This is a genomic window from Lelliottia nimipressuralis (assembly GCF_004402045.1).
Taxonomy (GTDB): domain Bacteria; phylum Pseudomonadota; class Gammaproteobacteria; order Enterobacterales; family Enterobacteriaceae; genus Enterobacter; species Enterobacter chinensis.
This window is the reverse complement of record NZ_SOMG01000021.1, coordinates 238,070-251,425: the sequence shown is the minus strand read 5'-3', so window position 1 is coordinate 251,425 and position 13,356 is coordinate 238,070. Positions and strand designations below refer to the sequence as shown.

Sequence of the window (13,356 nt, the reverse complement as noted above, 5' to 3'; positions counted from 1 at the left end):
TCAGTGGCTCATTACAGTGTGAAGGAGAGACGTAGCGCCAGCGCGGCGAGCGTCACAAACAGGACCGGCAGCGTCATAATGATGCCCGTCCGGAAATAGTAGCCCCAGGTAATCGTCATGTTTTTCTGCGCCAGCACGTGGAGCCAGAGCAGGGTGGCAAGGCTACCGATGGGCGTGATTTTCGGCCCCAGATCGCAGCCAATCACGTTGGCGTAAATCATCGCTTCCTTTATCAATCCTGTTGCCGTGCTGCCATCAATAGAGAGCGCGCCAATCAGCACCGTGGGCATATTGTTCATTATGGATGACAAGAACGCGGTGATGAACCCGGTACCTAGCGTGGTAGCCCACAGCCCGTGTCCGGCCAGGCTGTTCAGTACGCCTGAGAGATATTCCGTCAGCCCGGCATTGCGCAGGCCGTACACCACCAGATACATCCCCAGCGAGAAGATAACGATCTGCCACGGTGCGCCGCGCAGCACTTTTCCGGTGTTTATCGCATGTCCGCGTTTTGCGACAGCGAATAAAATTAGCGCGCCGACGGTCGCAATGGCGCTGACCGGAATGCCGAGAGGTTCAAGCACAAAGAAGCCGACGAGCAGAAGCAGCAGGACGATCCAGCCCGTTCTGAACGTCGGGAGGTCGTGAATGGCCCGCGCGGGCTCGCGGAGTTTTGCCAGGTCATATTCCGGGGGAATTTCCTTGCGGAAGAAGAGATGCAGCATCGCCAGCGTTGCGGCAATTGCGGCAATATCCACCGGGATCATCACCGAGGCGTATTCGCTGAACCCTAGCTTAAAGAAGTCTGCCGATACGATGTTGACCAGGTTCGAGACAATTAGTGGCAGGCTGGCGGTATCGGCGATAAAGCCTGCCGCCATCACAAACGCCAGCGTGGCCTGCTTGCTGAACCCCAGCGCCAGCAGCATGGCGATAACGATAGGGGTCAGGATCAGCGCCGCGCCGTCATTGGCAAACAGCGCCGCCACGGCTGCGCCCAGCAGCACGATATAAGTAAACAGCAATCGCCCGTGACCGTTTCCCCAGCGGGCAACGTGCAGCGCCGCCCACTCGAAAAAGCCGGACTCATCCAGCAGCAGGCTGATGATGATGACGGCGATAAACGTTGCCGTGGCGTTCCAGACGATATTCCACACCACAGGTATATCGTTAATGTGGATCACCCCGCTGGCCAGCGCCAGCACGGCACCGATGGTGGCGCTCCAGCCGATACTGAGCCCTCTGGGCTGCCAGATGACCAGTACCAGCGTAAACAGAAAAATAGCCCCTGCCAGAAACATCGTTTACTCCGTTATATCTGTTTTTGTGAATGTGTTTTTCCTAGCACGAGCCCGGAAGTCGGTTTTTCAGCTTCATACGGGTCTCGTCCCGCAGGCAGTTCCAGCTGTTGTCGATAACGGTTGCCGCCCACGCAGGCATGTTCGGAGAGAGACGGTAATACACCCACTTCCCCTCACGGCGATCGATAACCAACCCGGATTCGCGCAGCAGGGCCATATGGCGGGAGACTTTAGGCTGCGACTCGGTGGTCGCGGAGCTGAGATCGCAGACGCACAGCTCGCCCGCTTCGCGGAGCAGCATAACGATGGCGAGCCGCGTTTCGTCGGATAGGGTTTTGAAGAGTTGGAGCGGGTGAACCATGGGGTTTCCTGCTGGTGTGATTTTTATATATGTTTAATCATATATGTTTTGATGGTAAGAGAGAAGGTGGGATTAGAGGGAGGGGAATTTCAGGCAACAAAAAACCATTTATGTAAATGGGTTAGTGAAAACAATGACTTGCAAGATAATCAATAAGTTAGGTTGGTGGTAAGGGGGGACGATTACGGGGTAATGCCAACCGCTGCCGCCACTTTGTCGCCACTAGAGCTGCGCTGTTCATACTTCTCTAATGCCTGTTCCACTTCATTAAGATACTCTTTAAAAGATTCTAAAATCATAGATAAAGAGCCACTCATGAATAGAACTTGTTTCAAGTCTTTTTTGAAAAGGTCCGGGTGTGCATCCATTAGGTCAGTGATTAGTTTGATATTTTGTCCGTCGTTCTCTACATATCTGGCATCATTGTGTGCACAACTGTTTCTCAACTTAGTTATCTTTTTTATATTATTATACTGAACTGTAGTCTCCATTCCCACTATTTTCTGAATGAAAAGGTGGCTTCGTTCAAATCCACTCCCCTTGAGATCTGTAATGTTTATTGGAATGAGATGTTTATTCGCAAAGTTTTTACAGAATTTCTCAATTTCATGCTCAAACATCCCAAAGATAGTTAAAAAAACTGACCTGCGAAATACGCTTGGGTAATACTCTATAAACATTTCATCAAGATCAACAGATGAACTATCAAGGCCCATGTAGTAATCTATTGAATTATAATATCCTTCATCTGGTGATATATCGATTACATATTCCTCTGGTCCTTTCTCCATATATTCTTTTATCCCTTTATCAATAGATGATTCACTGTGAATGATTAATGTATTGATTATCTCAAAAGTTAAGGAAAAATCGTAAATTGGAAATTGAAAAGAAAGCTTAACCATTGTTTGACCTTTTAATTGCATCAGAAAGCGTTAATATTCCAATTGGATTGAAACGAAGTGCTTTTTCTAAGTGATCAGGCACTAAGTGAGCATAACGCATTGTCATTTTGATGTCGTCGTGTCCTGCTGTTTTTTAGCAGAACAAGAATATTCCCATCAGAAATGATGAAAAGTGGCACAGAAGTTGTGTTAGTTGCCCACAAGGAAGAATAATCGGTCACGGAAAGATACTGGAAATAGCAGTCCATAAAGAACCTAAAGCCGTCCAGAGCAATTATTTACTCGTACAGCTCTTTGCTGTGTGGGATACTGCGGTTCTTAGTACCTTTGGTTCTGATGAAAGCGATCCGGTATTTTGTAACCTTAGAACGGGTCAGGTTAACGGCTTTACCCCTCATTCCCCTTTGCTCAGGCAGATTTTAACAACGAGGGTGAGTAGGGGTCTTGGGCGATTACAGTCGTACAAAAGTTAAGTGATTTGCTCATGTGTCAGTCAAGCCATTCCATTTTTGCAATCGTGAACTTACGCACGTTCTCCAGCGGGTCTGGTGTCGTGCAATAGCCGAGTTGAGCCAACTCGCTAAATAATCCGCTGAGATAACTTTGTCCAAGGTTGATGGTTAGCGGGCTGGCACCTTTCTTCCATAATTTCTCATAAAAAAATTTCACCCTTCAGGCGTTTATCACGGTAATGCATGAATAATTTCGAACTGAGATCAGTAGCGAGAGTATTTCCCATGCATCAATGAGGAACATTCTGTAGTAAACAGGCTCTCCGGCGGTCAGTGATTTGCCGTGCAGCTTGAACCAAAGTTCAACCACGTCTTTTAGAGTCCGACGGTCTACCGATTCACCCAGCGAGGGCTTTGCCTCTGCCTCATCTATTATGTGACGCAAAAGCTAGAGCTTCCCCTTTGGTGGCGTACTGCTTACGTACACGATGACCGCTACGACCGGTGGGGTAGCATTCGCAAATCCATTTTCCTGTGTCAAGCTTTTCGTTCTGCCATAAATAAGCCTCCATGTATGAGAATGAAATTTAACTGTTTATTTAGCCAGTGGTTAATGTCCGATATTTTTTTGTTCGAACATTATTCGAATGTTGTACTAAGTTCAATCAATTCAAAATATTGGTTGAGGTTAAGAGACAAGTCATGTGTTTTAGTACTGGCCCAGCCAATTTTTAGGAAATTATTTACAGTGTTATTTAGAGGTAATCCGCCATCAATCCATTCTTCTGGGTAATGTGAGCCATTACTGGATACAGGACTTTTTATTTCTATTACTGAACGCGCTGTGAAAATGTAATCAGAAATATCTACAGTAATAATTTCATCGCGAAGTTCATTTACAAGTCTCACACCATTACTCATCAAAACATTAACCAATGTCGTCGATCTTGACAGGTCAAAGCATAAAGTTATTGATGAGTCCATTTTGCTCAATATTGTTTTATCTGTTTTTTTAGCTTTAAGTAATGAATAAATTTCATTATCTTTATTGTTTATTATTGATAATAATAAGAGGAAGGTAGGGTCAAAGTTTTTTTGGGCTGTTATAAGTATATCAATTAATTTTTCATATAATTTAATTGAGTCTCGAAGGTTCATGCGTAAAGATTCAAAAATATTAGCACAATTTTCGATAAAAATATCGAAGTTGGGAGGTTGGGGAGACATACGAGTTTTTAATTTGTCAAATTCTTCAATAACATTATCCGCAGAGATAGTCTTAAGAAAATCTCTCATAATTGGTGTGGGAAGTAAAAACCTTCTATCAAAAAAACGACTTAAATAATGGCTTGCAGAAAATTCATTCCCATATACAACTTTAATTGAGTGTTGTAATTGCTCTGTATCTGTCGCAATAATGAATACTACGCCAGGAATGTTAAATATATGCTTTGTAATTTCTAATAAATTAATTGCAAAGTCTGGTCTGCATCGATCTAGCTCATCAATTATTACGAAAAGAGGCAGGCTCTTATTGATGAGATCTTTGTTCTCTATATGATTTACCCACGTACTGATGCCTTTTTTTACTGCCGAAATACTTGATGCTTTTTCAGTATGAAGATCTAATAACTTAGTTGATAAATCTTTTGTTAATTCAGCTATATCCTCAATACCAGTTAGTTTCTTTACCAGCCCATTAATGATAACAGGTGTTGCAGACTTCAGAAGAGGGCCTATTTTCTCAACAGTTTCATTAATCTTACGAGTAAAGTCATCAGATTGTCCTGATAATTGTTCTTTGATTGAACTGAAGACTGTAAGTAATGGGTCTTCTGAAAAATCATCTTTCCAGGCATCAATATATACAGTAGGGTGAAACGCTGATATGGAATTGGCTAAACGCTTTGTAAAATAGCTTTTCCCCGCCCCCCATTCCGCATTTATGTTTACAACCAGGTTTGATTTTTCTCCGCGGGCTGCACAAATTTTATACAGGTAAGTTGCATATTTCTCGCGATCTAAAGTGTCGGCAGGAAATTGCTCATCAAGAAAATGATCACTTTGCGCCCAGTTCCACTCAATATCCATTCAATCCTCACTAATCACATTATAAAATTAAGATATATGTTTAAGGGGGTTAACATAGAACTCAAAAGAAAAAATATCTCCTGACACCATAGCTTTTTTACGGGTATAAAATTTATTCTCTTCATGCTCGTTTTTTATTCACTCTGAGTCAGTGAAATGATTGGATCTTAAAAATCACAAACGTAGACATGCTAGTCAAATTTTACAGCTAATGGATACTTTATTTTCATTAATAATTAAAGAAGGGTCGATACAATACTTTTTCCGAACCACTGCTTCAATATCTCTTAATTCGTGAGCTTCAATATTCATTAACTTTTTAGCAGCAATCATCATCAACGCACTCTTACTAGAAACAAACCATTCAACGGAAACACTGGTTACATAATGCATTTAAGCCCCCAGTCTGTCGGAAAGATGTCACGCATGTATTGGGTCGCCATTGTGCTCTTAGAGACACCCAAGCGATTGCAGAGAGCCTGTCGAGTGATGAAATCATACACCTCAACCAAACGCTCAATCACTTTCTTTCCGCTGTTATTGAAATCTAAAAGACCTTCTAAGCAATCAAAATTGCATTGAAGGATTCCAAAAGGGAACTTTGAGTACACCTCTCAGTGTTCTTTTGCAGCCTACACTAATAACGATTAACAACGGTTTGCCGCAAGTCGAACTAATCAAGGAATGTTGCACTATGACCCCAAACATTTCAATCCCTCTGAATACACCGCTCGTCACAATTAAGCATTATAGCGAACTTACAGGCCTTTCAGTCGATACGCTCAATGACATGCTGGTTGAGGTCGCCTTCCTCTGCATAAAGATAAAAAGTGCGTAAAGGTCATGATTAGCATGGCTGCTTTGCATGTAGATGCGCTATCAGCTTAAGAAACGTATGCTTTCCGTAGTTAGTTTTAGAGTTCGATTTTGCGATACATTCGGATATCAAATTTATGTTTGATTATAAAGTTCCTAAACAAAAGCACGTTGATGAAGCCTGTTGGTTTTTTGCTCGACGTTACATATTTGTTCGAAATGGAGAACAATTATGTTTCGTTATTGTGAACTGGTTAAGAGTGAGGGCTGAACGAAATGATGAATTGCCCGGTGTGCGGCCAGGCCGCTCATAAACGCAGTAGCTTTCAGGTTTCCAGCGAAACCAAAGAACGATACAACCAGTGTACCAATATTGAGTGCGGGCATACGTTCGTGACGCATGAGACTTTTGTGCGGTCCGTCTGCCGTCCGGAAAAAAATCAGCGCCGCCCCACCTCATCCGAAAGGAATGCGGAACAATTAGCTTACTGATTCTGACGCGCCGCTGGCGGGTTTTTTATTACCTGTTGCCGCCATGGCAAAAGCGCTGCCGCCATTTTATCGCCATACAGGGGAATGAGGTGTTGTAAGTGATTGATTTAATGGATGGTAAAGTTCAGGCAACAAAAAACCCATCAACCTTGAACCAAAACGGCGGGGTTGATGGGCTCCACAAATTGGGGACATCAAAGAAAAGCAGTGGCACTAGTTATGACTGCCCCCTGATAAAAAAGTTCTGCGCGTAACGAAAATATTTTCCACTACGCGCAAACTTAGGAGTTATCCGAGTCCTGGCCAGATGATGATGATTAGCGTACCCGCCAGCGTCAGCAGTACGTTGGCAATTGCGTACGTGCCCGCATACCCCAGCGCCGGGATGTTGCTGCGCGCGGTGTCGCTGATGATTTCCATGGCAGGCGCACAGGTACGCGCCCCCATCATCGCCCCGAAGAGCAGGGCGCGGTTCATGCGCAGCACGTAGGCGCCGAACAGGAAGCAGATCACCACCGGCACCAGGCTGACGATAAGTCCGGAAACCAACATCTGCCAGCCGACGGCACCCAGGCTGTGGCCAATGCCGCTGCCGGCGCTTAAGCCAACGCCTGCCATAAAGACCATCAGGCCGAACTCTTTCACCATGTTCAGCGCGCCCTGCGGAATGTAGCCGAAGGTCGGGTGGTTCGCTCGCAGGAAGCCCAGCATGATCCCGGCGAACAGCAGCCCGGCGGCGTTACCGATGCCGAAGCTAAAGTTGCTGAACTGGAAGGTGATCATCCCGATCATCAGGCCAACAATAAAGAAGGCGCAGAAGGCCAGCAGGTCGGTGACCTGGCTGTGAATGGAGATAAAGCCGATGCGGTCGGCAACGGTTTTCACGCGGCGGGCGTCGCCGCTGACCTGGAGAACGTCGCCTTTATTAAGCACAACGTTATCGTCGATCGGCATTTCAATCTGGCTGCGGATCACGCGGTTGAGGAAGCAACCGTGGTCGGTCAGCTTCAGCTGCGCCAGACGGCGGCCAACGGCGTTATGGTTTTTCACCACGATCTCTTCGGTGACGATGCGCATATCGAGCAGATCGCGGTCGAACACCTCTTTGCCGTTACGGAAGCTCGGGTCGAGACGGGCGTGGGCGTCCGGGTAACCGACGAGCGCAATGTCGTCGCCCATCTGCAGCACCGCGTCGCCGTCCGGGTTCGCCAGAATGCCGTTGCGGCGGATACGTTCGATGTAGCAGCCCGTCTGGCGGTAAATCCCCAGCTCGCGCAGGTTTTTGCCGTCTGCCCATGCCACCAGCTCTGGTCCGACGCGGTAGGCGCGGATCACCGGGAGATAGACTTTACGTTTGGAATCGGTATCGAGACCGCGCTCGCGGGCGATTTGCTGAGCGCTGGTCTGCAGATCCTGGTGCTGAAGTTTTGGCAGGTAGCGCGCGCCAACGATCAGGCTCACCAGACCAATCAGATAGGTCAGGGCATAGCCCAGGCTCAGGTGGTCGAGGGCGGTCGAGAGCTGCGCGCCGGCCATGCCGGAATGGCGCAGGGTATCACCGGCCCCCACGAGCACAGGGGTGGAGGTCATGGAGCCCGCCAGCATACCGGCCGTTAACCCGATATCCCAGCCAAACAGTTTGCCCAGCCCTAAGGCGATCAGCAGCGCGCTGCCGACCATCACCAGCGCCAGCATCAGATAATTTTTGCCGTCGCGGAAGAAAATTGAAAAAAAGTTAGGTCCCGCTTCCACGCCAACACAGAAAATAAACAGCATAAAACCTAAGTTGAGCGCGTCCGTGTTAATGCTGAAGTGCTGCTGGCCTAATAATAAGGAGACGACTAAAACGCCAATGGAATTACCAAGTTGAACTGAACCCAGGCGCAATTTACCCAGGCAAAGACCCAGCGCCAGTACCACAAATAATAACAGGATGTAATTCCCATTTAACAAGTCTGCGACGTTTATATTCACGGAGGCTAACTTCTTGTTTACCAGTAAGTTGTTGAATGAAAGGACTTTTTGGGCTACTGTTTTCTGGGTCAGGGAAAGGCGTTAACGCTCCCTGTTTCCTGCTTTATTCCCTAAAACATTAGCTGGCGTGTAGTTTAATCGCATTAGCTACTGACAGCTACTTATTATCGCATCACCCTGTGCGTGCTTTGGCAAGGATTGCCGCATTGCTTTATCTGACTGGGCGTCTACCCGACGAATGTGTATTTGATAGAGATAAGTCAGGAGGATAGTTTGAACATTAAACGAAACTGGGCGGGGGTGATCAGCTGCTTTTTGCTGTTCACGGTCGTATGCATGTCGCTCGCTTTTAATGTGAAAGGGGCGTTCAGGGCTTCGGGTCATCCGGAGCTGGGTTTGCTCTTTTTCACGCTGCCGGGCGCCGCGGCCAGTTTTCTCTCCCGTAAAGGGGAGGTGGTAAAACCGCTACTGGGGGCCATGCTTGCCGCGCCGCTGTGTCTGCTGCTGATGCGCTTGCTGTATGTATCAACGCGGAGTTTCTGGCAGGAGCTGGCGTGGTTGCTGAGCGGCGTGTTCTGGTGCGCGCTTGGGGCGCTCTGCTATTTGTTTGTGTGCAGTCTGGTTCAACACCGACGACACCACAAATAAAAACGCCCTCAGGGTGAGGGCGTCTTCGCATTACTGGGCGGCAAACAGGCCCAGATGCTCTTTGGCGTAAGCTTCAAAATCAGTGCAACCGCCGATGTGTTGCTGATCGAGGAAGATCTGCGGTACGGTTTCAACCGGCTTGCCGACGGTTTTTTCGAGATCCGCTTTCGTGATGCCTTCCGCGTGAATATCCACGTAGCGGAAGTTGAAGTCATCGCGCTCTTCAGTCAGTTTCTCAGCCAGCTCTTTTGCGCGCACACAGTAAGGGCACCCTGGACGACCAAAAATTACTGCAAACATTTCTCTCTCCTCAAAAAACAAGCCTGACGGCGAATAAGACATATAGTGCCCGATAACCTGCCGCCATTAAAGAAGGTTTCGCCTGTCGCTTTGATACAGTCAGGCTATGTTTCGCCAATTACACCGCGCAAATCATTGCCTATACTGGCTGCCATACGGTTTAAGCAAGACAAAGAGAGAGAAGATGACGCCAACCATAGACCTGCTCACATCCCACCGTTCCATTCGCCACTTCACCGGTGAGCCGATTACCGAGGCGCAGCGTACCGCGATTATTGACAGCGCCAGGGCGACCTCCAGCTCCAGCTTTCTGCAGTGCAGTTCCATTATTCGCATTACCGACCCGGCCATGCGCGAGCAGCTGGTCACGCTGACCGGTGGGCAAAAGCATGTGGCCCAGGCCGCGGAGTTTTGGGTGTTCTGCGCCGACTTTAACCGCCACCTGCAGATCTGCCCTGAGGCCGAGCTGGGGCTCGCCGAACAGCTGCTGCTGGGCGTAGTAGATACCGCGCTGATGGCGCAAAACGCCTTTACGGCGGCGGAGTCGCTGGGGTTAGGCGGTGTCTACATCGGCGGCCTGCGTAACAACATCGAAAGCGTGACCGAGCTGCTGAAGCTGCCTAAACATGTGCTGCCGCTGTTCGGCCTGTGCCTCGGCTGGCCGGCGGATAACCCGGATCTCAAGCCGCGTATTCCTGCCGCCATGCTGGTGCATGAAAACCACTACCAGCCGGTCGACCAGGACGTCCTGAATCAGTATGACGACGAGCTGGCGAACTACTACATGACGCGTGGCAGCAATAACCGTCGTGATACCTGGACTGACCATATTCGCCGTACCATCATTAAAGAAAATCGCCCGTTTATTCTCGATTATCTGCACAAACAGGGTTGGGCGACGCGATAGTCCATTTATCCTGCGCCTGCCTGCGTATATGATACGCAGGCTTTTTCCATGTCTTCAGAGAGGTGCAGGGTGAAAATTGCCATATTGTCCCGGGATGGAACGCTCTATTCATGTAAACGCCTGCGAGAAGCGGCGGCGAAACGCGGGCATCAGGTTGAGATCCTCGACCCGATGTCCTGCTATATGAACATCGACCCGGCCGCCTCGTCGATTCACTACAAAGGCCGCAAGCTGCCGCACTTCGATGCTGTTATCCCCCGCATCGGCTCTCAGATAACCTATTACGGCACCGCCGCGCTGCGCCAGTTTGAAATGCTGGGCAGCTATCCGCTCAATGAGTCCGTCGCCATTTCCCGCGCCCGCGACAAGCTGCGCTCGCTGCAGCTGCTCGCCCGTCAGGGGATCGATCTCCCCGTCACGGGGATTGCCCATTCGCCGGACGACACCAGCGATCTCATCGATATGGTGGGCGGCGCGCCTTTGGTAATCAAGCTGGTGGAAGGCACGCAGGGCATTGGCGTGGTGCTGGCGGAAACACGGCAGGCGGCGGAAAGCGTGATTGATGCCTTCCGGGGGCTAAATGCCCACATTCTGGTGCAGGAGTATATCGAAGAGGCTAAAGGATGCGATATTCGCTGCTTCGTGGTCGGTAACGAAGTGGTGGCGGCCATTGAGCGCCAGGCAAAAGAGGGTGACTTCCGCTCTAATCTTCACCGCGGCGGCGTGGCGCGGGTTGCCAATATCAGCGACCGGGAGCGGGAGATTGCCGTGAAAGCGGCGCAAACGCTGGGGCTGGACGTGGCGGGCGTAGACCTTCTGCGGGCGACGCGCGGTCCGCTGGTCATGGAGGTAAATGCCTCACCGGGGCTGGAAGGCGTGGAAAAAACCACCGGGGTCGATATTGCGGGTAAAATGATCTCATGGATCGAGCGTCATGCCACGCCGGGTTACTGTCTGAAAACGGGCGGTTAAATGGTATTGAGCACGCTTTTTGCGTAATCTATGCGAAGTTTTTATTTAAGAGGCTGCACAGCGATGGATTTACAGGTCGTTCCAACACTGGATACGTTACGTCAATGGCTCGATGATGCCGGTATTACGTTCTTTGAATGTGATTCCTGCCAGGCGCTGCATCTGCCTCATATGCAGAATTTCGACGGTATTTTTGATGCCAAAATCGATCTCATTAACGACGTGATCCTTTTCTCCGCGCTGGCCGAAGTGAAGCCGTCTGCGCTGCTGGCGCTGGCCTCCGACCTGTCAGCAATCAACGCCAGTTCTTTGACGGTGAAAGCATTTCTCGACATACAGGATGATAATCTGCCAAAACTGGTCGTTTGCCAGTCTTTATTCTCCGGTGCCGGGCTGTCGTTCAAGCAGTTCTCCTGGTTTATGCGCTTGAGTGAAGAGCAAATTTCCATGGTCATGATGGAAGCCAATGCACACCATCTGCTGTATAGCGCGGAAGATGATGCAGAGAATAATGATGCATCTCCCAATTTTCTTCACTAAGCCTGTCTGACTTTTGCGCAGTCGCTGCCATAGCGGCTGCAGAAGGCCATTTTTTCTGCTGCTTTTAACCTTTCTTTAAAGAATTTTTCACCTCCCTGAAGGCCATTTCGGCTTATCACGTAGACATAACCTGCATAAAAAATTGATAAAAGGCGTTTTTTCGTCCGGGCTATAGCCGGAGACACGGGCTACAGTTATTCTTGCGATGCTTAAAAAAGCGAGCGGAAGCTGCCGGGTAAAGAGGTTTCTTTTTATTTCGGGCAGAGCGACAAACTATGCATGATTATTGCATATCTTCAGATTGCACAGTTTTAGTTCGTTTGTTAACGAGCTTTCAGAAGGAATAAAGATATGATCGCCTTGAATAAAAAATGGTTATCGGGTCTGGTTGCGGGTGCTCTGATGGCCGTCTCTGCCGGCACGCTCGCTGCGGAACAAAAAACGCTGCACGTTTACAACTGGTCTGACTATATTGCGCCGGACACGGTCGCGAATTTTGAAAAAGAGACCGGCATTAAAGTGGTCTACGACGTTTTCGATTCCAACGAAGTGCTGGAAGGAAAACTGATGGCGGGCAGCACCGGGTTTGACCTCGTGGTGCCTTCCGCAAGCTTCCTGGAGCGTCAGCTGACGGCAGGCGTTTTCCAGCCGCTGGATAAGAGCAAGTTACCGAACTGGAAAAATCTCGATCCAGAAGTGCTGAAGCTGGTGGCTAAACACGACCCGGACAACAAATACGCGATGCCTTATCTGTGGGCGACCACCGGTATCGGCTTTAACGTCGATAAAGTGAAAGCGGCGCTGGGCCCGGACGTTAAGCTGGACAGCTGGGACGTGGTGCTGAAGCCGGAAAACCTTGCGAAGCTGAAAAGCTGCGGCGTTTCTTTCCTCGATGCGCCGGAAGAGATTTTCGCCACCGTGCTGAACTACCTGGGCAAAGATCCGAACAGCAGCAAGGCTGATGACTACACCGGCCCGGCGACCGATCTGCTGCTGAAGCTGCGTCCAAACATTCGTTACTTCCACTCGTCCCAGTACATTAACGACCTTGCAAACGGCGACATCTGCGTCGCGATTGGCTGGGCAGGGGACGTATGGCAGGCGGCTAACCGCGCGAAAGAGGCGAAAAACGGCGTGAACGTCTCTTACTTCATTCCGAAAGAGGGGGCGCTGGCCTTCTTTGACGTCTTCGCGATGCCGGCTGATGCAAAAAACAAAGACGAAGCATATCAGTTCCTCAACTACCTGATGCGTCCTGACGTGATCGCCCACATCAGCGACCACGTTTACTACGCAAACGGTAACAAGGCCTCCGTGCCGCTGGTGAGCGAAGAAATCCGTAATAACCCGGCTATTTATCCGCCTGCGGATGTGTTCGCCAAGCTCTTCACCCTGAAAGTTCAGGATCCAAAAATTGACCGCGTGCGTACCCGTGCGTGGACCAAGGTGAAAAGCGGTAAATAACGGCGTTTGGTATTGTTGCCCGGTGGTGCTATCGCTTACCGGGCCTACAAAACCCGTAGGCCGGGCTGGCGTTAGCGCCGCCCGGCGATGCGCACCCTGAAGGTGCGTTTGCACCAGTTTTGATCTATGCCGG

General features: G+C 49.3%; 13 protein-coding genes and 4 pseudogenes. 7 read left to right on the top strand and 10 right to left on the bottom strand.

Going from position 1 to position 13,356, the window contains the following annotated elements; all coding sequences use genetic code 11:
* Window positions 1–11: 11 nt before the first annotated feature.
* The 8 genes and pseudogenes from E3U32_RS14215 to E3U32_RS23960 all read right to left on the bottom strand — a co-directional run.
* Window positions 12–1,301, bottom strand: a complete 1,290-nt coding sequence (locus E3U32_RS14215) for an arsenic transporter (protein ID WP_134349297.1) — start codon at window positions 1,299–1,301, stop codon at window positions 12–14.
* Between the two features lie 40 nt (window positions 1,302–1,341).
* Entirely contained in the window at window positions 1,342–1,662 is a 321-nt protein-coding gene (locus tag E3U32_RS14210) for a metalloregulator ArsR/SmtB family transcription factor (protein ID WP_134349296.1), read from the bottom strand.
* A gap of 182 nt (window positions 1,663–1,844) precedes the next feature.
* Window positions 1,845–2,567, bottom strand: coding sequence for a hypothetical protein (locus E3U32_RS14205; RefSeq protein WP_134349295.1), 723 nt, complete (start codon window positions 2,565–2,567; stop codon window positions 1,845–1,847).
* Window positions 2,560–2,731 (bottom strand): annotated as a pseudogene (locus E3U32_RS23965) (site-specific integrase); the annotation flags it as partial. The gene E3U32_RS14205 and the pseudogene E3U32_RS23965, both read right to left, overlap by 8 nt.
* 47 nt (window positions 2,732–2,778) lie before the next feature.
* Window positions 2,779–3,591 (bottom strand): annotated as a pseudogene (locus tag E3U32_RS23795) (phage integrase); the annotation flags it as partial.
* Window positions 3,592–3,658: 67 nt separating this feature from the next.
* Window positions 3,659–5,110, bottom strand: a complete 1,452-nt coding sequence (locus tag E3U32_RS14195; RefSeq protein WP_134349294.1) for a KAP family P-loop NTPase fold protein — start codon at window positions 5,108–5,110, stop codon at window positions 3,659–3,661.
* Between the two features lie 195 nt (window positions 5,111–5,305).
* Complete coding sequence (locus E3U32_RS23905) at window positions 5,306–5,503, bottom strand: hypothetical protein (RefSeq protein ID WP_320385998.1); 198 nt, start codon at window positions 5,501–5,503, stop codon at window positions 5,306–5,308.
* 1 nt (window position 5,504) lies between these two features.
* A pseudogene (locus tag E3U32_RS23960) lies at window positions 5,505–5,697 on the bottom strand (helix-turn-helix domain-containing protein); the annotation flags it as partial.
* 107 nt (window positions 5,698–5,804) lie between these two features.
* Between E3U32_RS23960 and E3U32_RS23790 the strand changes: the two are divergent.
* Window positions 5,805–5,998: pseudogene (locus E3U32_RS23790) on the top strand (regulator).
* A gap of 204 nt (window positions 5,999–6,202) precedes the next feature.
* On the top strand, window positions 6,203–6,418 hold the full coding sequence (locus tag E3U32_RS14180) for an ogr/Delta-like zinc finger family protein (RefSeq protein WP_353620386.1): 216 nt from the start codon (window positions 6,203–6,205) through the stop codon (window positions 6,416–6,418).
* A 288-nt stretch (window positions 6,419–6,706) separates the two neighbouring features.
* On the opposite strand, the gene E3U32_RS14175 is transcribed toward E3U32_RS14180, so the two are convergent.
* Window positions 6,707–8,392 carry an aspartate:alanine antiporter gene (locus E3U32_RS14175; RefSeq protein WP_014169303.1) on the bottom strand — a complete coding sequence of 562 codons (1,686 nt, stop codon included), beginning with the start codon at window positions 8,390–8,392 and terminating at the stop codon, window positions 6,707–6,709.
* A 273-nt stretch (window positions 8,393–8,665) separates the two neighbouring features.
* On the opposite strand from E3U32_RS14175, the gene E3U32_RS14170 reads away from it, so the two are divergent.
* Window positions 8,666–9,040 carry an inner membrane protein YbjM gene (locus E3U32_RS14170; RefSeq protein ID WP_134349293.1) on the top strand — a complete coding sequence of 125 codons (375 nt, stop codon included), beginning with the start codon at window positions 8,666–8,668 and terminating at the stop codon, window positions 9,038–9,040.
* Window positions 9,041–9,070: 30 nt separating this feature from the next.
* On the opposite strand, the gene E3U32_RS14165 is transcribed toward E3U32_RS14170, so the two are convergent.
* Window positions 9,071–9,340: a GrxA family glutaredoxin gene (locus E3U32_RS14165; protein WP_134349292.1), complete on the bottom strand. Its 270-nt coding sequence runs from the start codon at window positions 9,338–9,340 to the stop codon at window positions 9,071–9,073.
* A 184-nt stretch (window positions 9,341–9,524) separates the two neighbouring features.
* Here E3U32_RS14165 and nfsA point away from each other — a divergent pair, with 184 nt between their 5' ends.
* The 4 genes from nfsA (at window position 9,525) to potF (ending at window position 13,223) form a co-directional block, all read left to right on the top strand.
* Window positions 9,525–10,247, top strand: coding sequence for a nitroreductase NfsA (gene nfsA / locus E3U32_RS14160; RefSeq protein WP_134349291.1), 723 nt, complete (start codon window positions 9,525–9,527; stop codon window positions 10,245–10,247).
* Between the two features lie 69 nt (window positions 10,248–10,316).
* Window positions 10,317–11,219 carry a 30S ribosomal protein S6--L-glutamate ligase gene (gene rimK / locus E3U32_RS14155; RefSeq protein WP_134349290.1) on the top strand — a complete coding sequence of 301 codons (903 nt, stop codon included), beginning with the start codon at window positions 10,317–10,319 and terminating at the stop codon, window positions 11,217–11,219.
* A 63-nt stretch (window positions 11,220–11,282) separates the two neighbouring features.
* Window positions 11,283–11,759 (top strand): YbjN domain-containing protein, encoded by a 477-nt coding sequence (locus E3U32_RS14150; protein ID WP_014169308.1) that lies wholly within the window; start codon window positions 11,283–11,285, stop codon window positions 11,757–11,759.
* Window positions 11,760–12,110: 351 nt separating this feature from the next.
* Window positions 12,111–13,223, top strand: a complete 1,113-nt coding sequence (gene potF / locus E3U32_RS14140; protein WP_047346966.1) for a spermidine/putrescine ABC transporter substrate-binding protein PotF — start codon at window positions 12,111–12,113, stop codon at window positions 13,221–13,223.
* Window positions 13,224–13,356 lie beyond the last annotated feature (133 nt).

Coding starts and splice junctions, on each gene's coding strand:
- E3U32_RS14215 (WP_134349297.1), bottom strand. CDS start 1,301: ATGTTTCTGGCAGGGGCTATTTTTCTGTTTACGCTGGTACTGGTCATC.
- E3U32_RS14210 (WP_134349296.1), bottom strand. CDS start 1,662: ATGGTTCACCCGCTCCAACTCTTCAAAACCCTATCCGACGAAACGCGG.
- E3U32_RS14205 (WP_134349295.1), bottom strand. CDS start 2,567: ATGGTTAAGCTTTCTTTTCAATTTCCAATTTACGATTTTTCCTTAACT.
- E3U32_RS14195 (WP_134349294.1), bottom strand. CDS start 5,110: ATGGATATTGAGTGGAACTGGGCGCAAAGTGATCATTTTCTTGATGAG.
- E3U32_RS23905 (WP_320385998.1), bottom strand. CDS start 5,503: ATGCATTATGTAACCAGTGTTTCCGTTGAATGGTTTGTTTCTAGTAAG.
- E3U32_RS14180 (WP_353620386.1), top strand. CDS start 6,203: ATGATGAATTGCCCGGTGTGCGGCCAGGCCGCTCATAAACGCAGTAGC.
- E3U32_RS14165 (WP_134349292.1), bottom strand. CDS start 9,340: ATGTTTGCAGTAATTTTTGGTCGTCCAGGGTGCCCTTACTGTGTGCGC.
- nfsA (WP_134349291.1), top strand. CDS start 9,525: ATGACGCCAACCATAGACCTGCTCACATCCCACCGTTCCATTCGCCAC.
- E3U32_RS14150 (WP_014169308.1), top strand. CDS start 11,283: ATGGATTTACAGGTCGTTCCAACACTGGATACGTTACGTCAATGGCTC.
- potF (WP_047346966.1), top strand. CDS start 12,111: ATGATCGCCTTGAATAAAAAATGGTTATCGGGTCTGGTTGCGGGTGCT.